At 32.7% G+C, this 23,778-nt stretch carries 18 protein-coding genes and 1 pseudogene; 12 read left to right on the forward strand and 7 right to left on the reverse strand.

The window, feature by feature from the left end; translation table 11 throughout:
* The first annotated feature begins 271 nt into the window (after positions 1 to 271).
* A complete protein-coding gene (gene htpG, locus GOY07_RS02350) occupies positions 272 to 2,170 on the forward strand; it encodes a molecular chaperone HtpG (protein ID WP_175837936.1) in 1,899 nt (632 codons plus the stop codon).
* 824 nt (positions 2,171 to 2,994) lie between these two features.
* Positions 2,995 to 4,197, forward strand: coding sequence for a 5-aminolevulinate synthase (gene hemA, locus GOY07_RS02355; RefSeq protein ID WP_175837938.1), 1,203 nt, complete (start codon positions 2,995 to 2,997; stop codon positions 4,195 to 4,197).
* Here hemA and GOY07_RS02360 read toward each other — a convergent pair.
* From GOY07_RS02360 to GOY07_RS02375, 4 genes are all read right to left on the reverse strand, one after another.
* Positions 4,189 to 4,887: an inositol monophosphatase family protein gene (locus tag GOY07_RS02360; RefSeq protein ID WP_175837939.1), complete on the reverse strand. Its 699-nt coding sequence runs from the start codon at positions 4,885 to 4,887 to the stop codon at positions 4,189 to 4,191. The two genes, hemA and GOY07_RS02360, sit on opposite strands and share 9 nt — an antisense overlap.
* Before the next feature lie 8 nt (positions 4,888 to 4,895).
* Positions 4,896 to 5,462, reverse strand: a complete 567-nt coding sequence (gene efp / locus GOY07_RS02365; protein WP_175837940.1) for an elongation factor P — start codon at positions 5,460 to 5,462, stop codon at positions 4,896 to 4,898.
* A 62-nt stretch (positions 5,463 to 5,524) separates the two neighbouring features.
* Entirely contained in the window at positions 5,525 to 6,031 is a 507-nt protein-coding gene (gene rimM, locus GOY07_RS02370; protein WP_175837942.1) for a ribosome maturation factor RimM, read from the reverse strand.
* A 1-nt stretch (position 6,032) separates the two neighbouring features.
* Complete coding sequence (locus tag GOY07_RS02375) at positions 6,033 to 7,214, reverse strand: aspartate aminotransferase family protein (protein ID WP_175837944.1); 1,182 nt, start codon at positions 7,212 to 7,214, stop codon at positions 6,033 to 6,035.
* 64 nt (positions 7,215 to 7,278) lie between these two features.
* Between GOY07_RS02375 and GOY07_RS02380 the strand changes: the two genes are divergently transcribed.
* Positions 7,279 to 8,706: a sensor histidine kinase gene (locus tag GOY07_RS02380; RefSeq protein ID WP_175837946.1), complete on the forward strand. Its 1,428-nt coding sequence runs from the start codon at positions 7,279 to 7,281 to the stop codon at positions 8,704 to 8,706.
* Between the two features lie 59 nt (positions 8,707 to 8,765).
* Positions 8,766 to 9,233, forward strand: coding sequence for a thioredoxin-dependent thiol peroxidase (gene bcp / locus GOY07_RS02385; RefSeq protein ID WP_175837948.1), 468 nt, complete (start codon positions 8,766 to 8,768; stop codon positions 9,231 to 9,233).
* A gap of 1,237 nt (positions 9,234 to 10,470) precedes the next feature.
* Here the strand turns inward: bcp and GOY07_RS02390 are convergent.
* Positions 10,471 to 10,785, reverse strand: a complete 315-nt coding sequence (locus tag GOY07_RS02390; RefSeq protein ID WP_175837949.1) for an NADH-ubiquinone oxidoreductase subunit NDUFA12 family protein — start codon at positions 10,783 to 10,785, stop codon at positions 10,471 to 10,473.
* 64 nt (positions 10,786 to 10,849) lie between these two features.
* Here GOY07_RS02390 and GOY07_RS02395 point away from each other — a divergent pair, with 64 nt between their 5' ends.
* Together GOY07_RS02395 and rodA are read left to right on the forward strand one after the other, a co-directional pair.
* Positions 10,850 to 12,316 carry a proton-conducting transporter transmembrane domain-containing protein gene (locus tag GOY07_RS02395; RefSeq protein ID WP_175837951.1) on the forward strand — a complete coding sequence of 489 codons (1,467 nt, stop codon included), beginning with the start codon at positions 10,850 to 10,852 and terminating at the stop codon, positions 12,314 to 12,316.
* A 50-nt stretch (positions 12,317 to 12,366) separates the two neighbouring features.
* Positions 12,367 to 13,449, forward strand: a complete 1,083-nt coding sequence (rodA, locus tag GOY07_RS02400; protein ID WP_175837953.1) for a rod shape-determining protein RodA — start codon at positions 12,367 to 12,369, stop codon at positions 13,447 to 13,449.
* 711 nt (positions 13,450 to 14,160) lie between these two features.
* Here rodA and ccmA read toward each other — a convergent pair.
* Both ccmA and GOY07_RS02410 read right to left on the reverse strand, forming a co-directional pair.
* A complete protein-coding gene (ccmA, locus tag GOY07_RS02405; RefSeq protein ID WP_175837955.1) occupies positions 14,161 to 14,781 on the reverse strand; it encodes a heme ABC exporter ATP-binding protein CcmA in 621 nt (206 codons plus the stop codon).
* 3 nt (positions 14,782 to 14,784) lie between these two features.
* Positions 14,785 to 15,219 carry a hypothetical protein gene (locus tag GOY07_RS02410; RefSeq protein ID WP_175837957.1) on the reverse strand — a complete coding sequence of 145 codons (435 nt, stop codon included), beginning with the start codon at positions 15,217 to 15,219 and terminating at the stop codon, positions 14,785 to 14,787.
* 199 nt (positions 15,220 to 15,418) lie between these two features.
* On the opposite strand from GOY07_RS02410, the gene aspS reads away from it, so the two are divergent.
* From aspS to uvrB, 6 genes and pseudogenes are all read left to right on the forward strand, one after another.
* Complete coding sequence (gene aspS / locus GOY07_RS02415) at positions 15,419 to 17,221, forward strand: aspartate--tRNA ligase (protein ID WP_175837958.1); 1,803 nt, start codon at positions 15,419 to 15,421, stop codon at positions 17,219 to 17,221.
* A 56-nt stretch (positions 17,222 to 17,277) separates the two neighbouring features.
* Entirely contained in the window at positions 17,278 to 18,540 is a 1,263-nt protein-coding gene (locus GOY07_RS02420) for an MFS transporter (protein ID WP_175837960.1), read from the forward strand.
* A gap of 61 nt (positions 18,541 to 18,601) precedes the next feature.
* Positions 18,602 to 19,554, forward strand: a pseudogene (locus GOY07_RS02425) (IS630 family transposase).
* Between the two features lie 134 nt (positions 19,555 to 19,688).
* Positions 19,689 to 20,915, forward strand: coding sequence for a cytochrome b (locus GOY07_RS02430; protein ID WP_175837962.1), 1,227 nt, complete (start codon positions 19,689 to 19,691; stop codon positions 20,913 to 20,915).
* Positions 20,915 to 21,679: a cytochrome c1 gene (locus tag GOY07_RS02435; RefSeq protein WP_175837964.1), complete on the forward strand. Its 765-nt coding sequence runs from the start codon at positions 20,915 to 20,917 to the stop codon at positions 21,677 to 21,679. The genes GOY07_RS02430 and GOY07_RS02435 overlap by 1 nt, the downstream gene beginning before the upstream one ends.
* An 85-nt stretch (positions 21,680 to 21,764) precedes the next feature.
* The gene (gene uvrB, locus GOY07_RS02440; RefSeq protein ID WP_175837966.1) at positions 21,765 to 23,702 is read left to right on the forward strand and encodes an excinuclease ABC subunit UvrB; all 1,938 of its coding nucleotides are present in this window, start codon (positions 21,765 to 21,767) and stop codon (positions 23,700 to 23,702) included.
* Positions 23,703 to 23,778: the final 76 nt, after the last annotated feature.

Consider the following 23,778-nt stretch of genomic DNA (forward strand, 5'->3'; position numbering starts at 1 on the left):
AAACATAAGACATTAACTACTTAATACTTTGTCATTTGCCTGCACAAACTGAAGGTAATTAAATGCTTTCATTTTTATACTTTTTAGGTAATCTAAGAAGTTTATCAAGTAGTTTTTTTAACGTGCTGCCAAAAGCTTGTTATGCAAGAAACCCTATAAATCTGGTACCCTAATAATTATATCTACATTAATTTTGGTGTACATGACCTTGAAAGATCATAGTCCAATACTTAAATCATTAGGATAGTAGGCAAAAATAATGGAGCTTGAAATGCATAACATAAAAGGAACTGAAAATTTAAAATTTGATGCTGAAGTAGGAAAAGTACTGAACATAGTAATTCACTCACTCTATACTAATAAAGATATTTTTCTACGTGAATTGGTGTCAAATGCATCAGATGCATGCGACAAATTGCGCTATGAATCTCAACTAAACCCCAATTTACTAGATTCAAGTAGTAAATTAAAAATCACTATTAGTTCTAATAAAGACGAGAATGAGCTGTACATAATTGACAATGGAATCGGAATGAACAGACAGGATTTAATAGATAATCTCGGTACAATTGCAAGCTCTGGTACACAAAAATTCTTGGATGCAATTAAAAATAGTAAAGATTCAAGTCAAACTTTAGAGCTGATCGGAAAATTTGGTGTCGGTTTTTACTCAAGCTTCATGGTCGCCTCGGAGGTGATAGTTGAATCTCGAAAAGCAGGAGAAGAGGAATCTTGGGTCTGGAGATCTACAGGAAATGGAGAATACTCGATCAGTAAATTGGATCATCAAATTTCTTGCGGAACGAAAATTACCTTGGTTATACGTCCTGAAGAAAATGAGTTTCTAGACAAGTTTCGCATTGAAAACATTGTTACTACCTATTCAGATCACATAAATTTTCCTGTTGAATTTATAGATGAAGAAGGAAAATGTGAAAAATTAAACAACAAGCCTGCAATTTGGACTAAGCCGAAAAATGATATTACTCAAGAAGAACATAATAATTTTTTCCGTGGCGTTGCACATGTTGGCGGAGAACCTTGGATGATATTGCATAATAAAAATGAAGGAGCAATAGAATATATAAATTTGCTCTATGTTCCCTCTATTAAACCCTTCGATTTGTTTCACCCAGATAGACGTTGCTCTGTAAAATTATATGTAAACAAGGTGTTTATTACTGAAGATAATGTACAAATCATACCACAGTACTTGCGTTTTCTGAAAGGTGTTGTTGATTCACCAGACTTGCCTCTTAATATCAGTAGAGAAACGCTGCAGAATAACCGTGTTGTTGAGCAAATTAGAAAATCCCTTACTAAGCGGGTAATATCAGAGCTTAGCAAAAAGGCAAAAGAGAATTTAGAGGAATACACGAAATTCTGGATTAATTTTGGCGCGGTACTAAAAGAAGGTCTCTGTGAAGCTATGCCAACTGACGAAAGAGAAGCGCTGCTCTCAATTTGCAGATTTTATAGTACTGATGATGAGAAACTAGTTAGTATTGACGACTACATAAGCAGAATGAAGCCTGAGCAAGAGTATGTCTATTATCTAACTGGAAATAGCCTAGATTCAGTAAAAAATAGTCCACAACTTGAAGGATTTATTACCAAAGGATTAGAGGTTCTTCTGTTCGTCGATCCAGTAGACGACTTTTGGACTAGTGTAATTTATGAATATAAAGGTCAAAAATTTAAGTCTGTGACTCGCTCAGATGTTGACTTAGAAAAATTCTCTTCAGGGAAAAAGGATGAAGAGAATAAGTCAGATGAAGAAAGGGCTGAGGAGAATACGGATTCTATAGTGCAATATTTCACTAAAGTTCTTGGCAATACAGTGAAAAGCGTAAAAATTTCTAAAAAATTGACTGATAGTCCTGTATGTCTAGCAGTTGATGAAGGTGCTATGGATCTTAGAATGGAGCGTCTTTTACGTGAACAAAAGCAGCTAAATTACCGCACGCCAAAGGTGTTTGAGATTAACACTAAGCATCCTGTAATAAAAAGCATAATAAAATCTTACACTGAGAGTGGTGAGAACCAAACATTAGAAGATATGGTCCATCTATTATTCTATCAAGCTTGCATAATGGAAGGAGAAGAGATGGATGATGCAAGCCTATTTGCTAAAAAGTTAAATAACTTGCTTGGCAAAGTTATAATTTAGTGAATGATAAATATGGCTAATCAAACAGATTTTCTTAATATATGAACGATCAATCTAATCAAGGTTTAGCTGGGCAAATAATAGATAAAGAGCATGTTCTCAGGTTGTACAGTGAAAATAATTACTTGCTTCTAAGTGAAAGCAAAGACTAACGTCTATTTGCCAAGAGAGTTCTTACAAGAATGTTTAAATATACTAAAGCAGAAGTTCTAATGACTGTATATTGGAGGAATTAATTACTAATTGCAAGCAAGATATGAATTTACAATTACTTGCTCATACCTATTCTCACTTTACAAAGAATGGATAGACAATAATGAAAAAGAAGCCTTACTGAAGTAAGTAAAATAGCGAAGTTTAAATGGTATTGAAATCAAAATTATTAGATAAAAAAGTTGTGTAATTTAGTATAAAGAAATGCTGAAGAAAGTGTGAAAGCAAAAACTGCATGGGCAAAGCATCTAAAATTTGGAAGAGAAGTAAAATTATTTACTTTTCTCAAAGTCGTGGAAGAACTAGATTGAATTAGATTATCAAAGATAAAATGACTTTTATTTAGGATATTCATCAACATCATTAATATACGAAAACTTCATTTTTACATATTAAGTGTGCTATAGATTTCTAATATTTAAGCCAATTTCCATTTCTTTAATGGTAATAACAGCTGAAATTGTTCTAAGAGTGTGGCTGTGGAATATTAGTTGTAGCTTATCAACTTGTTAAAGAGAAGGTTACTGTACAACAGTAAGCTAGAGAATAAATATAGTAGTCTATCATTGAATAACTTATTATAATTGTATTAGTTATTAATAGATAAAAACTTGGTAGATTACGAAGAAATATTCTTAAACAAAATCAAGAATATAAAAGAAGAAGGGCGCTATCGTGAATTTACGCATTTCGCATCATTGCCTGGCAGGCTTCCATATATTATGGACTGTGAAAAAAGCAGGGAAGTTATCGTTTGGTGCAGTAATAACTATTTGGGGATGTCACAAAATGAGAATGTTGTTGCCGCTATTCAAAATTCGTCAATTGGTGCAGGAGGAACAAGAAACATATCAGGTACAACGAAAGAAGTGGTTGAACTCGAGCAATCACTAGCTTGTTTGCATAACAAGGAAGCTGCTCTAACTTTTGCTTGTGGCTACCTTGCTAATCAAACTACACTTAGCACTTTATCGTCTATTATTCCTGATGTAGTAATCTTTTCAGATGAGAAAAATCACTCTTCTATGATAGAAGGCATAAAGTCAGGAAAAAGACCGAAACATATATTTAAGCATAATAATGTTGACCATCTAAAACAGTTGTTAAAGTCTGTAGACAAAAAAATACCAAAAATAATAGCGTTTGAGTCCATATATTCAATGGATGGCGATATAGCACCGCTGAGAGAAATATGTGATCTAGCAGATCAATATAATGCAATTACCTACTTGGATGAGGTACATGCAGTTGGCATGTATGGTCTACACGGTGGTGGAATTGCGGAAAAAGAAGGCCTAATAGACAGAGTGACTGTTATTCAAGGTACATTATCAAAAGCGTTTGGAGTAATGGGTGGGTATATAGCGTCTTCAAAGAGCTTAGTTGACGTAATAAGAAGTTCTGCTCCAGGATTCATCTTCACCACTGCTATGTCGCCTGTTTTAGCAGCAGCAGCAAAAGCAAGCGTTGAGCATCTAAAGTCAAGCAACTTTGAAAGAGAAAAACAAAAACAAGTTGTTAAAAAAGTAAAAAACTCGCTGAGCAATATGGGAATTAATTTTATTCCAACAGAAACTCATATAATTCCAATAATAATTGGCGATCCAGAATTATCTAAAAGAGCATCAAAATTATTATTTGATGAGCATGGAATATATGTTCAACATATAAATTATCCGACAGTCCCAAAAGGAACTGAGCGTTTTCGCATTACCCCTACACCTTATCATACCGATGAAATGATAGAACATTTAACAGAATCGCTTGTAAAAGTTTTTGTAAAATTGTCTATTTCTATAGCTTGTTCATGTTAGCTTAATATCCCCAGCAATAATGAATCCATTGTCTTCCGTTAATCTGCCAGCGCTTTCTTGAAGAAGAAATTTACCTAGCAAAGCCTTATATTTGTTAACTCCAGAGTAAACTATTCCACTGTATCTTCCTGCAGCAAGGTATGTAAAACCTAAAACTGTCGAGCCGACAGAGCGTATATTACTGTTACCTGGTAGTAATTTATTTAATAAATTACCACTTACATCTATTAAACCACCTTCACGATTCCTCATTCGCATTTTTATATGACGAGATTTAAAGTCTTCAAGAAAAGCTCCTTTCTTTTCTTCTGCCCAAAAAGTTTCTCTAAGAGCAGGAGTATCAATTACAGCTGCTACAACTTTATTTTTGTGAATAAGACAAACTGATATTGCAAAATAAACCATACAACTAGAAAAATTCTCTCTACCCTCTATAGGCATGATAAACCAAGTACAATCCTTCTCCTTTATTTCTTGATCAGCATCATCCTCAAAGAGGAACCTATAATCTTGTTTATAATCGTGCAAGCAGTTGTATATAGTTTGCTTGGATCTTGAGTAAGTTTTATTGACAAAGTCTGCTGATTTAACATTGGAAATTTGCAATTCATTGAAATCACGCATAAGCTGCTTAGAAGCACTGCGTACAGAATCAAGCATCACATTAATCCTTGGTGATGAGATAGACATTTTTCCTCTCACTCTTTCACTCTTTCATAATAGCTATCATCAGGAGTATATATTACAACTTTGTCCTCTTCTTTTATAAATTGAGGAACGTTAACACGCATTCCATTTTCTAAAATTGCTGGTTTATAAGAGGAAGTAATAGTTTGCCCTTTAATAAAAGACTCTGTTTCTTTTACAGTTAATCTTACATAATCTGGCACATGCGCAAAGATCATTTTATCTTGGTAAGTTACTACCTTAATTTTCATATTATCCTGTAAATAAATTTTTTTTTCTCCCAATAAGTCCAAATTTACAGTGATTTGCTCGTAATTACTTAGATGCATAAGATTTACAATATTTCCTTCAGTAAAGAGATAAATATATTCCTCCTCATTTAAAATTGCTCTTCTAATTATTGCATTAGAACGGAATCTTTCATAAAGTTTCGCTCCGGTTTTGATGTTTTTTATTTCAGCTTGTATGTATGCACCACCTTTACCTGGTTGAGTATGCATGATACTTACAACCAAAAATAATCCACCATTATGTTCCAATACTTGACCTGGCCTGATATCATTAGCTCTTTCTGCCATAATTACATTTTTAATTTGATTTAACGATTATAAGTAACTTTTATATAAATAAAAAGCCTTTATTAATCAATAAATTCCGGCATATTGAGCATAATATACCTCTCTTTTATATTTACATATGGAAATATCTCTTCAGTAAAGGAGAGCATAACATTCTCTTTTGTATTGATAACTAAAATTTCCAATATGTCTCCTGAACCGAAATTATATACAGATTTTATGTAGCCATACAATTCATCATTTCTCAACCTTACTTCCATGTTTACAAGGTCACTTTGATAAAACTCATTCTCATCACTTAATTTTGGTAGTTTATTTCTTTCTACGTATAATTTCTTATTTCTTAAAAGCTCTGCTTTATTACGAGAATTTACTCCACTTATTGTAGCGATTACTAAATTGTTACCTATGACAGAGACTGAGTCCATGTCATAATTCTCACCACCAATTATTAATTTACCATACAATGAAATATTTTCAGGTTTTTCAGTAAAAGTTTTGACTTTAACAGCACCTTTAATCCCATGAGGAGAAGTAATAATTCCCATGCATACTAAATCTTCGTTCATATTAATATGGATTGGAAGATTGCTCAGACAAATATTGAGTCAGAATCTTAATGCCCTCATCAATTTCTTTTTTGGTGATAATGAGTGGAGGCAAAATCCTTACAACATTATCTGATGTTACTCCAACAGTAAGCAAGCCACGATGGCTTAGCTCGCTTGCAAACTTTTGATTATCCATTTTCACTTTTATTCCAAGCATTAGCCCTTTCCCTCTTACTTCTTCTATCATTGAAAACCTATTTGCCAGGTTTTCTAGTTCATCTTTTAAATACCTACCACTAAGATCAACATTTTCTAGAAAACCAGGGCTGAGTACTTTATCAAGCACAGCATTGCCTACTGAAGTGGCAAGTGGATTACCACCAAAAGTGGAACCATGAATGCCAATTGGCATATATCGCGCAGCCTTTTCAGTTGCAAGACAAACTCCTAGCGGAAAACCACCTCCTATCCCTTTTGCAAGAGCACATATATCAGGTTCCACTCCTACATGTTCGTATGCAAATAATTTCCCTGTTCTGCCAGTACCACATTGTATACAATCAAAAAATAGCAATATGTCATTTTCATCACACAGCTTTCTTAGTCCTTTCATAAAGGCATCATTCATTACTTTGACACCACCTTGCCCTTGTATTGGTTCTATTAGCATTACTCCTATATCATTAGAAATTGCTTTCTTTACGCTTTCGATATTGGGCTCGATGTTGTCACACCAGTCAATATATGGATTCAGCAATTCAGAAAATTTCCGTTTATCGTTTGTAGCACAAGTTAAGAATGTTCTCCCATGAAATGCGCCATGAAATGTTAAAATTCTATAGCGGTTTTTATTACCTTTTCCATTCTGGTAGACCCTAGCAATCTTCAGCCCGCATTCCACTGCTTCTGATCCAGAATTTACAAAAAATACAGTATCAGCGAAACTGTTATCTATTAATTTTTTCGCAAAATTATCAGCAACAGGTATATTATAGGTATTTGATATATGCCATAGCTTTTTTCCTTGCGAATTAAGAGCGCTAATTAACTGCAAATTAGTGTGACCTAAGCTACTGACAGCTATCCCAGAATGAAAATCTACGTAGCGCTTACCCTCATTATCATATAAGTAAATACCTCTTCCACAAGAAAAATTTATATTAATACAAGAATAAACTGGCAAGGTAGGAGAAATTATCATAAAAGTATGGTATGCTAAATTTTAATTAATAGCATAAAAGCCGTCATTCCACAATGAGAAGGATATGTATAAGATAAGTAAATTAATACTTTCTACACTAAGGAAAAATAAATATACAAAAGTTATTATATTACTCTCATTAATCTTTGTGATTTTATGCAGCGTAATATATTGTAATTATTTGCTAAAGGATAATTTTTTTTCTTCTTATCGTGATTCAAGTGTAAGCTTAAAAAGCATACTAGAAAATAGCATACTAAAAAAGTACCATTACTTACTAATAGAAAAACACCACACAAAACACAAAAGCTTTGATTATATAAACCAATTAGTAAAACTACGTGCTGAATTGTTACAGTCAGTTAGCGAAGTGAAGGATCTAAGCTTAATACTATATGATCAAAATAGCAGAATAATATTCAGTAACTTTAATACTCAAAGTCATAATTATGAACAGTTACTTACAAACGATGAAATCGATAAATTACTAAATAGTCAAGAGATATTTTACACTATAGGACATACACTAATTTCTATTTTCCCAATACTTCACGAAAATGATACTAAGCCATCTTTTTTTTTGAAGATTATTCAAAATTACGACAATTTTTACGTTATGGTGTATAGCCTGTTTTTAACGTTTTTAGGATTATTATTAGTAATCTTAATATCAATAATGTTTTACTTACATTTTTTTAATACTCAAATGCTAGTCAAGCAACACAAAACTAATATTGAATTACAGCAAATGAAAGAAGCACTAGAGCAAGAGAATGCAAATAAGCTAAAGTTTTTTGCAAGTGTCACACATGAGCTACGCACACCTCTTAACGCTATTATTGGATTTGCGGAACTGATTAAAAATGAAACCTTAGGATCGATGAACAACTCTCAATATAAGGAATACGTGAACGATATATATAATGCAGGAACACACTTACTTACTTTAATTAATGACGTGTTAGATTTTTCAAAAGCTGAATCAAGTAGTTTAACAGTAGAAAAGGTGAAATTCAACCTGAACAGGATTATAGACTCGTGCTTAAATATGCTGTCACCAAGATTAAAAGAAACCGGGATTAGTCTAGAGAAAGAGGTACCTAATAAACAATTATTAATTATTGCAGATCCCAAGAGAATGAAACAAGTTATAATAAATTTACTATCAAATTCGATCAAATTTACCCCCAAGGATGGTTTAATAAGAATGGTGATTAAAGAAAATATAGAAAAAAACTTATTAACTGTTGAATTTCATGACAATGGAATAGGAATAATGCAACAAGACATATATAAAGTTATGTCTGTTTTTGGCCAAGCAGATTCAGGATATAGAAACGAAGGTACTGGTATTGGACTACCACTTAGCAAAAAATTAGTAGAGTTAATGGGTGGCACTTTCAATATCAAAAGCGAAGCAAAACTTGGTACTACGATAACGTTAAACTTCTTTTATGAAGAGCAAACATGTGAAGACCTGATTGATTTTTAACTAGAATTCTTGAAAATTTTAACTACAACTTATTATAAGTATAATTAACGGAGGAAAATATGGAATTGGTAGTAGGAAATAGTGCACCAAACTTTAATTTTTTAACAGATTCTGGTGAAAATTTATCATTGAGTGATTTTCTCGATAAAAAAAATGTCGTTCTTTATTTTTATCCTAAAGACGATACTCCAGGTTGTACGCTGGAAGCAAAAGGCTTTAGAGATAAAATAAACGATTTTTCTTCTCTTGATACAGCAATAATTGGTGTATCAAGAGACAGCATTAAGTGCCACACTAACTTTAAAGCAAAATATTCTCTACCATTTTACTTAGTTTCTGACGAAAATGCTGAAATTTCGGAGAAATATGGTGTTTTGGTAGAAAAGAGTATCTTTGGCAAAAAGTATATGGGAATAGAACGCACTACTTTTTTAATGGATAAAAAAAATAAAATAGTGAGAATCTGGAAGGGCGTAAAAGTTAGTGGGCATGTTAATGAAGTCTTGGAAGAAGTAAAGAAAATATAAATCAAAGAATAGGCTAATGGTTACCCATTGCTTATAAAAAGTTAAAATTAAGTAGTTTTTGCAACTGCTCAAACTCTATAATAGATTCAGTAATGAATACTGGATAATGTACTGTGATTTTTTTCTCTGGAGCAGACCTTAACTCAATCTGTATTGCAAAAAGCTTTAATAAGCAGCTGATATGCAAGATGCAGGAAAGCGAAATGCAAGCAAAATAGACTATTAAGGGAAAACATTTTAACGAAAATTAGCTTGCTAGCCTTAAGAATACCATAGCTGTTAATGCAGTTAATATCTTATACCAACTCTCACTATTAGTGAGTCAAAAAGGCTTCTCTTGTTCTTAAAATATTGTGATATTTATTCCAGAAATATATTTTTATACAATGTATGCCAACCTGTAATTCATTAAAAAAATGACTCTTATTCAGAATACTCACCTAATATAGTCTCATTATGAATTAGTCTTCACGTAATACACGTGAACTTCATTTTTACATATTTACAATGTACTATAGGCTTGCTGATATTTAACTAAATTTTTCCTAAATTCTTATTCTCATTAATAACAACAATATCAGGGGCTCTCTTAATCCATGCTTTAACTTGTCCAGATTTACTCTGATTCAATCTAGTTTTTCTATGACATTAAGGTAGAGTAAATAATTTTACTTCTCTCACAAATTCTACGTGCTTATATCCATTGTACTTTTTTTCGCAATTACAGCATTTAGTTTTTTTGTAACATATGGCGTTATTTTACACTCCTTCAGCACTTGTTTTACTAAGCTTACGACCTTTCATCTAATAATAAAGCTTTACATCACATTCTTCAATGAAAATACTATATTGTACAGCAATCTTGGCAATCCAAACACTAAACAACACCGGGCAGTTATTCAGACTATTTAACTAAAGCAATGCACATAGACATATTTTATTTTGAAAACATACCAAGGATTTTATCTATTATTCCACGTACATTTATTTCAGATTGAATATATTATATTTTACCACTATTTGAAATTAATTTGATGCCTGACCTAGGTAATATATTAACAAACTTACTAACGATAACTCCACTGCCAGTGATCAGGGCAAAGCTGTATATCTTATAATAATCCTTATAGTTTTTTTATGTTAGATAGTTTATTGATAACAAAGAAAGCCAGCAAAATAGTGAAAATTAATACAAATAATCCAGTAACTATTTCAAGTATATTTGATCTTCACATCCTTAGTTATTAGGATTCCATCTTTCATAATAATTCTTGACTTTTTGGTTTGGGTAATATGCATCCTTTGTACCAGTTAAATTGGGAATATGCTTTAATTTTCTTTTTTTACTATTAATTGGCACTGCATCATCAGTGTAGTGAAGCCATATATGCCATTCAGGTGGCACTGTCGTGGGTTCAGAGACACTACTATATATAACCCACCTTTTCCCTTCACTTGATTCATAGTAAGAATTCCCATTCTCATCTTTTCCTACAAATTTACCTTCCTTTCGTAGCAGGCGTTTTATTGCATTACAAATTTTAAATAACATAAGGGTGTTAAAACAAAAAGTATTATATATACTAATACTTTAACAGCTTATTAACAATAACCCAATGCAATTACCAATTTTACAAGTTATTATACCAATAATTGCATCGATGCTTTGTTTTCTTACTAGAAAACACAAAGTATCCTGGTTTATTTCTTTTACTACAACAATAATCACCCTCTTTATTTCATCGGTATTACTCATAAAAACATACAACGGTGAAGCCATAACTTATCACCTTGGAAATTGGGCTCCTCCATACGGAATAGAGTTAAGAATTGATGTATTAAATTCCTTAATTCTAACCCTTGTAAACTTTGTAGCTTTGATAAGTGTGTTCTATAGCTTTTACATTAACGAAAAAGAGATTAGCAAAAACAAAATCACAAATTTTTATTCTTTATTTCTATTGTGCTTAAGCGGATTACTTGGGATTTTAGTAACAAACGATATATTCAATCTCTATGTTTTTCTGGAAATTTCATCTCTTTCGTCTTACGTGTTAGTTTCAACGGGAAAGGATAAAAAAGCCCTGGTTGCAGCATTTGAATATCTGATTAGTGGAACAATAGGTGTAACATTTTACTTATTTGGTATCGGACTTTTATATTCTATGACAGGAACGCTCAATATGTCTGACATGGCTGAAAGAATAGTGCCGTTATATGATAACGGCATCATAAAACTTGGCACATTGTTTATTTTTGTTGGTCTCTCAACCAAGATGGCACTATTTCCATTAAGCAGATGGTTAGTTAATTCATGCAGTGAGGCACCAAGTTTCATCAGCATATTCTTTTCAGGTACAGTGACTAAAGTAATGATATATGTTTTTATCAGAATCTTTTACACCGTCTTTCACCAAAACTTCTTCTTGCTCAAATTACCATTAAGCAACGTGATAATTATTCTTGCACTTTGCGCTATTATATCTGGGTCAATTTTTGCAATAACTGCAAAAGACATGAGAAGACTATTTGCTCACTCTAGTGTTAGCCAGATTGGTTATATAATTTTAGTGCTGAGCTTAAACTCAAAAATAGGTTTATCTGCAGCAATTCTCCACATAATAAACCACAGTATAATAAAAACATCCTTATTCATGGTTGCAGGATGTATTTCTTATAAATTTGATACGACAAAAATAGAGAACTTATCAGGACTTAAGAAATCAATGCCTTATACAGCGTTTGCGTTTACTCTACTCAGCTTAGCACTAGTAGGTGTACCTTTAACAAACGGTTTTATAAGCAAGTGGTATATAATAAATGTAATTATTGAATCTCATGCACAGATTTCTCTTATAGTTTTTGCTGTCAGTTCTTTTCTTGCATTGATATATATGTGGAAGGCAGTTGAGAAAATGTATTTTGAAAGCAATGCAGTGTCACACACTGAGATGACATCTGGCAAAATCAATGATGTACCATTCTCTATGCTTTTCTGCCCACTATTTATGGCAGCTTTAACGTTAATAATTGGAGTATACAGTAATCCAATTCGTCTATTAATTGAAAAGTTGAGTTTTTAAATCTCCATTTTTTATATTTTACTATACTTCAAAGTCATAAGATTTGTGTTGTGAATAGACTAAAAAAAAATTACTGGTTATTAGTCATTAACGTAATAGCTCTGTTTTGCATTGGTATAGTTATTCAATATTCCTCTGCTGGAGGAAAGTGGGAGCCATTTGCAATTCATCAGCTAGTCATATTTTTCTTCTTTTTCTTACTAGCCATAGCTATGTCACTCATGGAGTTAGATTTCTATTTGAAGCACGCTTATTTTTTTTTTATTGCAGCAGTGATTTCGCTACTAGTAGTAAATTTTTCAGGCTTGCACACAATGGGTGTGACAAGATGGATAAGAATTGGACCAATTAGTTTACAACCATCAGAATTTACAAAAGTAAGTTTAATACTTGCTCTTGCTCGTTACTTTGATAAGCAAAGTGTGTATAAAATGATGGAATTCCAAAGACTGCTTAAAGCAGTGATAATTATTTTCTTACCCGTATTCTTGGTATTAAAACAACCTAACTTAGGCACAGCTGTAATAATATTACTCATAGGGGCATCAATTATATTCACAGCAATAATAAAAAGAGCTCATTTAATAATCTGTGGAATAATTAGCATTCTTGTAATACCAGCTATTTGGCCTTCTTTGCGCTCTTACCATAAGCAAAGGATATTATCATTTTTAGATTCATCAGTAGACCCGCTTGGAATAGGTTATAATGCACAGCAATCTCAAATAGCTATTGGTTCAGGAGGTCTATTTGGTAAGAGCTTTGTTAGCGGAAGTCAAACTCAACTCGGATTTTTGCCAGAAAAACACACAGATTTCGCTTTTGCAGTGCTTAGCGAGGAATGGGGTTTTTTAGGTAGTATGGCTTTGATTATACTATATACTACATTACTTGCTATAATATTCTCTATTGCCTATAGGTCAAAAAACTATTCTTCCAAGTTAGTATCTATTGGAATTTTTACTTTTTTCGGTGCTCACTTCTTTATAAACATCGGGATGACAATAGGACTTTTGCCTGTAATAGGAGACCCATTGCCATTCTTATCTTATGGAGGAAGTACAACTGCTGCAAGCTTAATATGTATAGGGTTATTACTCAGCTCTGTAGCTTCTATAAAGGACTTTAACTAAGTTTTAAGATTGCATCTATAGAAAGGCCCATAGTTTGAGATGTAATATCAATTGATACCCGCTTTAAGTAGATTCTTTGCTACCTTAAATTTTTCCTTATTCCTACAATTTTTCTCACCAATTTTTATACCTTTATCTCTTACTCACAAGCTATAAATTCTTTTTCTGACTAATCCCAACCCTGTACAAGGAACGAGTAGATAGTAACGAGGAAAAAGCCTTACTGAAGCAAGTAAAATAGCAAAGTTTAAACAACGCTGAGATCAAAATTATTAAATAAAAAGTCGTGAATCAGTAAAAGAAATCCTGAAGAAAGTGCAAATGAGAAAAAGCACAGTATAACAGCCATAGCAAAAAATATGTTTCATTTCAAGAACAGCACTAACTGTATGGGTAAAACACTAAAACTTAGAAGAGAAGAAAAATTGTTTACTCTCCCGTAACGTCATAGAAAAATTAATCATCAAGTCTACAGTATACCGTAAAAAGTAAAATTAAGTATACAGAGAACTTTTATCTCTCAGTGTAGTTATTCCTAGATATGGAGAAAGTTCTAGCTTATTTACACTGAGAATGTCAATATCGATTATATGAATATATTTCTCGAATAAATATCATAATATTTAAGAACATGAAAAGCCTTCTCAAACACCCATTATGGTACTTAAAACTTTATGTTCTTTATTCGACTCTTGCCAGTAATAGAGAATATCAGTTATGACTATTAAAATTACATAAATCTATTGTTGTAAAACTACACAATCGCTCCGTAGAACAGTGTTCTGTAATAATTATTATACCATTTTGCTTAGAGCGTATTGAGATTAAATTTAGCACTAATTCACACGTTGCGCTATCAAGATTACAAAATGGTTCATCTATTAGCCAAATACCTGCGTTAGAAATCAAGAGACGAGCAAACGCAACTCTCTTCTTCCACCCTGTAGAAAGTTCACCATATCTAATATTAAGTACAGACTGTAACTGTAAACAGTAAACAGCAGCTATAATCAATTCCTTAGTATTTCGTATTCTTGCCCAGAATTCTATGTTTTGAGCAACAGTTAGACTATCCCTACAGGCGTTTTTATGTCCTATATAAACCATAGAAGGTATATAAGATTTTAGGTCATCATATATATCTTTTTCACAATGTCTTATATTACCTGATACAGGTGGTAACAGTCCAGATAAACTTCTAATTAAGCTGGTTTTACCACTACCATTTGGACCTGTGATTAAGATCTTTGATTTTGGTTCAGCTTTAAAACTAAGTTTTTCAAACAATACCTTATTATTACGAACACAAGATAAATTTTCACATTCGAGCATAAACTATCTACCCTTCCCTTTATACTTACCCTGAGTTGAAGCTTGGACTTTTATAAATAGTTCCCAAAATCCTTTTCTACCACCTTCTCTTTTCATTAACTGTGCAAAACGCTGCATCATCAATCTACCACCACACATAACCATTTGCGTCCACTTACCTATTGGCTTTGCAATATCAACTATTTCTGAATCTTCTTTGTAAGTCTGTATATCTTTTCGACTATCACATAATATTCTCTGACGTTTTATTAGCTCTCTTTGCTTATCTTTTTGATATAATTTATCGAATTTTCTATCTTTTTTACACTCTTCTTCAAGGACTTTTTTAAAAAAAATGATTTTCTTAATCAAATCCTTGTATATTTTTCTAAAAAAGAGAAATACTGCAGCTATAGCAAGTAATGTTACACTATATACTATGGTCTGTATAAACGACATTTTCTGTATCTAAATTTATTAGAAATACCCTTATTATTATACTGTAATTATAAAATTACGCAAATTCTTGTGTAAGCAAAAGACAATCAAAGCAATGTTTCTCTCTCGCAAATTGTATAAACGTAAGATGAATAAACTTGTATACAATAAGGTTTATTTCTATACTTTTTAAAGAATTTGTAGCGGAGGATGCGCTAACATGAAGTACTATAAAACTCACACGTGCAATGAATTAAAAAAGAACGACGTAGAAAAGGAAGTTACCCTTTTTGGATGGATGTTCCGTAAACGTGATCATGGAAATCTAATCTTTGTTGACTTAAGAGACTTCTATGGAATTACTCAGCTAGTATTCAATAATGACAAAGACTTTTTTTGTAAGATATCAGATCTAAAACTGGAGAGCGTAATTACTATTACAGGAATAGTCAAAGCTAGAACTGAAGACACGATAAATAATTCTATTTCGACAGGAGAGATTGAGGTTATAGTCAATAACTTGCACATCGAGTCAGAAGTTGAATTTCATCACAATGAAGAAATAGCAAAAGAAGAAAGGAGTATATTAGCAAGTATTGCAGGTAATCAAGAATACCCAGAAAACATGAGATTTAAATACCGGTTTCTTGATTTAAGGCGTGAAAAAATCCGTAACAATATCGTTCTACGCTCACAAATCATTGCAGAGCTCCGCAAATTCATGATAGAACAAGGATTTTTGGAAATTCAAACTCCAATACTTACTGCTTCGTCTCCTGAAGGAGCACGTGACTATTTAGTGCCAAGTAGACTAAATCCTGGTAAATTCTATGCATTGCCACAAGCTCCGCAAATTTTTAAGCAGTTATTAATGATTTCAGGATTTGACAAATACTTTCAAATTGCACCATGTTTTCGCGATGAAGACGCAAGGGCTGACCGTTCTCCAGGAGAGTTTTATCAGCTAGATCTTGAAATGTCTTGTGTAACACAAGAGGACATATTTCAAGTTACCGAATCTGCCTTATATAAAGTGTTTGCTAAATTTTCTCACAAATCTGTTGATAAAGATTTTCCACGCATTACCTATAAAGAGGCAATGCTTAAATACGGCTCTGACAAGCCAGATTTGCGTAATCCACTATTGATTAGCGATGTTACAGAAATTTTTCGTGAGTCAGAATTCAATATTTTTAAGAGAAATATTGAACATGGCATGGTAGTGAAAGCTGTCCCTGCTCCTAAAACAGCAGAGGAATCTCGTAGTTTTTTTGACAAAAAGATAGAACATACTCAAAAAGAATTTGGTGCTAAAGGTCTTGGATATATAACGTTTGATAAAGATGGCACCGCAAAAGGACCAATTGCTAAATTTCTTGACAAGAATAGGCTAAATCACATAAGAGAAATAACAAACATAAAGCCTGGAGACAGCGTATTTTTCACTTCTGACAAAGAAAAAGAAGCAGCAATAATTGCAGGAAAAGTACGCACTCTTCTAGGGTCAGAATTAGGTCTTATAGACAACAATATCTTCAAGTTCTGTTGGGTTGTTGATTTTCCATACTTTATATATAACGATAAAAGTAAAAAAATAGACTTCTTTCATAATCCATTTTCCATGCCGCATGGCGGCTTGAAAGATCTAGAAAAAAAAAATCCACTGGATATCCTTGCTTACCAATATGATCTTATTTGTAATGGAATAGAATTATCAAGCGGAGCAATTCGCAATAACAAACTAGATATCATGTATAAAGCGTTTGCCATTGCAGGTTATAGTAAAGAAGAAGTAAATACAAAATTTGGTGCACTCGTGCGTGCATTCAGATTTGGAGTACCACCTCACGGTGGAATAGCACCAGGAATTGACAGAATAATTATGTTGCTTGCTGATGTATCAAACATTCGTGAGATAATCTGTTTCCCTATGAATCAGCAGGGCGAAGATGTTCTAATGGGGGCCCCTTCTAAGGTGAATAACAAATACTTACGCGAGTTGTCTTTAAAGGTTATTGAATAATAAAATATTATGGCAAAGCATACTAATCAACAACATATTATAACAAATTAAAAGTCATGAATAATATCCAAAAAGCAATATTATCAGGTATAATCTGCAACATGATTGTATGGTATGAATTAACCCTATTCGGAGTTTTAACACACATAATAAGCAATATTTTCTTTCCTTCGGAAAGTACTTATTTAAGCACAATCAAATTTCTTGGTAGTTTTACAATTGGATTTGGATTTAGGCCACTCGGCGCATTTATTTTTGGTTGCATTGGAGATAAGTATGGCAGAAGGAAAGTTTTGCTAGCTTCTGTAATATTAGTTTCAATATCATCTACTGCAATTGCAGTCATACCAGGTTTTAAAGAAATAGGAATATTCTCCCCTATATTATATCTTCTTTGTAGAATAATACAAGGAATAGCAGCAGGTGGAGAAACAAGCATTAACTCAACTTTTTTGATAGAACATTCAAGTGACAAAAAAAATTTAGGATTTTTAGGTAGCATGAAAGCTTTCAGCGGTGCTCTTGGTTCTATCGCATGCTTTATAATGATAGTCATTGTTAAAAAATTTACAGATGAAAATTATGAAATTTGGGGATGGAGGTTGCTCTTCTATTTCTGCTCCATCATGGGTGTAATAGGTTTTTTAACAAGGTACATAATGGAAGAAAGCCTAGCATACAAGAGTCACAATCAAAATAAAAGCTTATCTAATTCTCCATTTTTAGAATTAATTAGGAGCTATAAAAAGGCATTTATAATAGCAATTGGGCTTGGTATTGCCCAAAATGCAATTGTCTACTCAATAATCATGTTTTACAATATATCTGTAAAAGAACTTATTCTTTCAGGCATTGATACTAAAAATGTAGTAAGGATTACAGTTGAAATTACATTTGGAACGTCTGCAGTGCTGTTCGCAATATTATCTGATAAAGCAGGAAGAAAAAATGTGATGATTCCTATATTAATAGCTTTAGCCTGTATAAGCTTATCAGCATTTTCGCTATTATCATATGATAATCACTATATTGTAACGCTCACTTTCCTATTAATAAGTATACCGATAGGTGCATCCTTTGGAATATATAATTCCCTTGTTTGCGAGTTACTTCCAACGAAAGTCAGGTGCACAGGTTTTAGCCTAGCACATAATATATCTGCAGGAATTTTTGGTGGAATTTCTCCATCTATATGCATGTGGCTTATAGAGAAAACTAAAACAGAATTTGCAGCAGGTCTTTACCTTACCATGTGCGCATTAATTAGCTTAATATCTGTGTTGCAAATTAAAATCGAAGATAAAAAAGTTGATTGGTGAAGCTTTATTTGCATAGCTATATAAATAGATCAGAAATTTTAAATAGCTAAAAAACTCTTTCATACACACCTCAGTTCATTTTCTAGTAGCATTAAAATCAAAATTATTGGATAAAAAAGTTGTGAAATCAGAAAAGAAATACAGAAGAAAACGCAAAATAATGTATATGTTTAAAAAAACTAAATGCTGCAATTGTAACAAAAAAGCATAGTATAACTGCTATAGCAAAAATATGTTGCATTTCAAGAACAGCACTAACTGCATGGATAAAGCACCTAAAATTTAGAAGAGAAAAAAAATGTTTACTCTTCATCAACATAGTAGAAAAATTCTCTTTAAATTAGAGTCAATTTGAATAAGTTGAAACATAGATATAAGAAAATCTTATCTTAAGTATACAAAAGATGAAGTTTTCATATATTACGCCAAGACTAATTCATAATGAAAAAGATAAAAATAGACAGGAAGAGCTTAAAAAAACTTAATTAAATTATTGGTAAGCACTCTAAAATAAGAGTTATTCATTTTTGATGAATTGCAGTTTGGCACATATTTGAAAGTTAGACATTGATGTTTTAAAAGGCATCAGAACACAGGTTAAAGTAAAATCAGGTAAACAAAATTTTTACCTCTATAGTGCAATTAATCTAAAAAATGGAGAAAGTTCTAGCTTATTTGCACCGAATGTTAACACTGATTATATGAATGTATTTCTTGAATAAATGTTGCAACATTTAAGAACATGAGAAGCCTTCCTTGTCATGGATCATGCTAATTGACATAGGTCAAAAAATTTAAAGGTACCTAAAAATATTGAGATTATATACCTATCACTGTACTCACCAAGGCTCAGCCCTATTAAGATATTTTGATTATATATAAAACAGAATATTTTGCATAACAAAGTCTATAATACAATTACTTTACTTGAGAGCGGTTTGTACAAATTCATTATCTCTTTATTCTTACTTAATAATTAAACAACTCCGCAATATCACTTATTTAACCTGCTAATAGTGATTAGTATAACTCTCTATGTTACATCTTTTGATTCAATGGAGATCTGATTTCTTAATTTAAAGTTTCTATTGTTTATAGAGGATAAGCTGCTACAATAAATGAGTTAAAAGTAGAGAAAGCTTTAAGTTATGCAAGATGATAAAAAAACAACAATAGAAAAAGAAAATGGCGTATTAGATTGGATAGAGTATAGGCTACCTATATTTTCTTTTCTAAAACATACTGCTTCTTATCAAGTGCCAAAAAATCTAAATTATGCTTGGAACTTCGGTTCTTTAGCCGGTATAGCGCTAATTTTACAAATAATAACTGGTATATTTCTTGCTATGCATTACACTCCACATGTTGATCATGCGTTTAATAGCGTGGAACGCATAATGCGTGATGTGAATTATGGATGGCTAATACGTTACACTCATGCTGTTGGAGCGTCGCTCTTCTTTTTGGTAGTCTATGTTCATATAATGCGCGGGTTATATTACGGGTCTTATAGAGGCCCACGAGAAATAGTGTGGTTTATAGGTATATTTATATTTTTTGCAATGATGGCAACAGCCTTTATGGGATATGTTCTTCCTTGGGGACAAATGAGTTTTTGGGGTGCAACAGTTATAACCAACTTATTTTCAGCGATACCTTTAGTTGGTAAAAAAATAGTTGTATGGTTATGGGGTGGTTTTTCCGTTGATAACCCTACACTTAATCGTTTTTTTGCTCTGCATTATTTTTTACCTTTTATTATTATTGCCTTAGCTATGCTACATATTATTGCTTTACATAGGTTTGGTTCTGGCAATCCAAGTGGAGTAGAAATAAAATCAGGTAAGGATACCATCCCACTATATCCTTATTATATAGTAAAGGATTGCATAACTTTTTGCCTATTTTTTATAGTTTTATTTGCATTTGTTTTCTATGCTCCCAATTATCTTGGTCATCCAGATAATTACATAGAGGCTGATTCTATGGTCACTCCTATTCATATAGTGCCAGAGTGGTACTTTTTGCCTTTTTATGCAATGTTGCGTTCAATTCCAGATAAACTTACTGGTGTACTTACTATGTTTTTGTCTATTTTAGTATGGTTTCTATTGCCTTGGCTTGATAAAGCAAAAGTTAAAAGTGGTACTTATCGCCCATTATTCAAAAAGTTTTTTTGGGCCTTTGCAGTAAATTTTGTATTTCTTGCTTGGCTTGGTAAGCAGGAAGTTAAAGAACCTTACATTACTCTAAGTAGACTTTCTACTCTTTATTACTTTGTATATTTTGTAATAGTTTTACCACTGCTTAGCAAGTATGAGAAGCCAGAGGAACCTCCAAAAACCATAAGTGATTCTGTACCGGAGATGAAATAATGCTGATTAAGAATATATTAACTGTATTTTATGTATTCTTTCTTGCTAATCCTGTGTACGCAGAAGAATTTGTACCTTTATCAAATAAAAAAATAGACTGGAGCTTCAATGGAGTTACTGGATCCTTTGATAGGGAGTCAATCCAGCGCGGTTATAAAGTATATAAGGAAGTCTGTGCTACTTGTCACTCAATGAATAGAGTAGCGTTTCGTAATTTGCAAGATGTTGGGTTTTCTGAAGAGGATGTAAAACAAATTGCAGCTTCTTATCAAGTTAAAGATGGTCCAAATGATCTGGGTAAAATGTTTAATAGACCTGGAATACCTTCAGATTATTTTATTGCACCTTTTGATACAAAAGAGGCAGCTATAGCAAGTAATAATGGTGTAGTTCCACCGGACTTATCACTCATTATTAAAGCAAGGCACGATGGTGCTAATTATGTCTATTCTCTTTTAACAGGCTATCGAAACGGCGAACAAGATGAGAGTGGTTTATATTTTAATCCATATTTCCCAACAGGTAAGTTAGCTATGGCACCACCACTATCTGAAGGAATAGTGAAATATGATGATATAAAACAAGCTACAGTTGAGAATATGGCGTATGATATAGTAAATTTTTTACAGTGGACAGCAGAGCCAGAACTAGAGCGCCGACATAAGCTTGGGTTTAAGGTAGTGGCGTATTTTGTAATCTTAACAGTATTTGTTGTATTAACCAACAAAAGGATTTGGAGCAAGCTCTATAAAAAGAAAAAATAGAGTTCTTTTGATGTCCTTTGACGTTCACTTTCATATCTTATTTACTCTAGTAAGATAGTAAATATATTATGAAAATATAGGAATTATGAAATTTCAACTAGTTACACATTTTCAACCTGCTGGGGATCAACCGCAGGCAATAGATAGCTTAATTACAGGGTTAAATGACAACAAAAGAGATCAAGTTTTACTTGGAGTTACTGGTTCTGGAAAGACTTTCACTATGGCAAATGTTATTGCAAGAACTAATAGACCTGCTCTCATTATTGCTCATAATAAAACTTTAGCAGCGCAGCTTTATGAAGAAATGAAAGGTTTTTTTCCCCATAATGCCGTTGAGTACTTCATTTCCTATTATGACTACTATCAGCCTGAAGCTTATTTACCACAAACTGACACTTATATTGAAAAAAATTCTGTAATCAATGAAAGAATTAATATGCTACGTTATTCTGCCATTTGCTCCCTTTTGGAGCGCAAGGACACAATTGTAATTGCTAGTGTTTCCTGCATATATGGTCTTGGTTCACCCAAAAGCTACCTCAGTATGACCATAACTTTAAGTGCTGGAGATAAAATTTGTGTTAATACTCTCTTGAATAATTTAGCTAATCTCCAGTATAAGCGCTCTGATATCAGATTTGAGAGAGGATATTTCAGAGTGTGCGGCGATGTTATCAATATATTTCCTGCCCATTACGAAGATAAAGCTTGGCGTTTATCTCTGATTGGCAATGAAATAGAAGAAATTTCTGAAATTGATGCTATAACGGGCAATATTATCAAACACATAGATAAAATCACCATCTTTCCTAATAGTTATCATATTACGTCACGTAAAACTCTGTCGCGTACAGTTCAGTTAATTAGAGAAGAGCTGAATGAACGCTTAAATTACTATTACTCACAAAACAAAATTGCCGAAGCACAACGCCTTGAACAGCGTACCAGCTTTGATATCGAAATGATGATAGCAACAGGAACGTGTAAAGGTATTGAAAATTATACGCGTTATCTCTGTGAAACAAAAGCTGGAGAGGCTCCGCCTACGTTATTTGAATATTTACCTGAAAATGTAATTTTATTTGTTGACGAAAGTCATGTCACCGTTCCTCAGATTAGCGCAATGTATAGCAGTAATGAGTCGCGTAAAAAAAAACTAATCGACCACGGCTTCCGTCTTCCTTCTGCTTTCGATAATCGTCCATTAAAATTTAAGGAGTGGGAAGCAGTACGGCCACAGACTATTTATATCTCAGCCACTCCAGGAAAATATGAGTTAGCAAGGACGAATAACTTGTTTGTAGAGCAAGTTATTCGTCCAACAGGACTTGCAGATCCAATTTGTATTGTGAAGCCAACAGAGATTCAAGTTTACGATGTAATTCACGAAGCGCAAATGACAATAAAGAAAGGATTTTGTGTTCTAATTACTACGCTAACCAAAAAAATGGCAGAAAAGCTAGCTGAACATATGAACGAGTTAAATATGAAAGTGAGTTATTTACATTCAGATATTGGTGCACTAGAGAGAATTGACATTATATGCAAGTTAAGATCAAAAGAAATTGATGTTCTAGTTGGTGTTAACTTACTGCGGGAGGGTCTCGATATTCCAGAGTGTGGTTTAGTTGCAATTTTGGATGCTGATAAAGAAGGATTTTTGCGATCAGAGACTTCACTCGTTCAAACGATTGGTCGTGCTGCACGTAATGCTGAAGGTAGGGCAATTCTATATGCAGACAAAATCACTGGTTCCATGAATCGTGCATTAAAAGAGACTGAAAGAAGAAGAAAAAAACAAGAGAAATATAGCGCCTTGCATAATGTTTTACCCAAGACTATAATAAAACCTATATCAAATTCTTTAAAAGAAAAAGTGGTGATGAAGGTAACAACAATCGGTATGAACAAGGATGATGTAAGCAGTTTGAGAAAGCAGATGTTAGCACATGCCAAGAATTTAGAATTTGAGGAAGCAGAGAAAATCAAGAATATTATTGAAAAGATAAATAATCCGTGACATAATATGTTTTTTAAAAAAATTAGGTAATTTTATTGATTAATTTAAAGTTAATACATATTAAATATTCAGCACT

Source organism: Wolbachia endosymbiont of Litomosoides sigmodontis (assembly GCF_013365435.1).
In the GTDB taxonomy this organism is placed as follows: domain Bacteria; phylum Pseudomonadota; class Alphaproteobacteria; order Rickettsiales; family Anaplasmataceae; genus Wolbachia.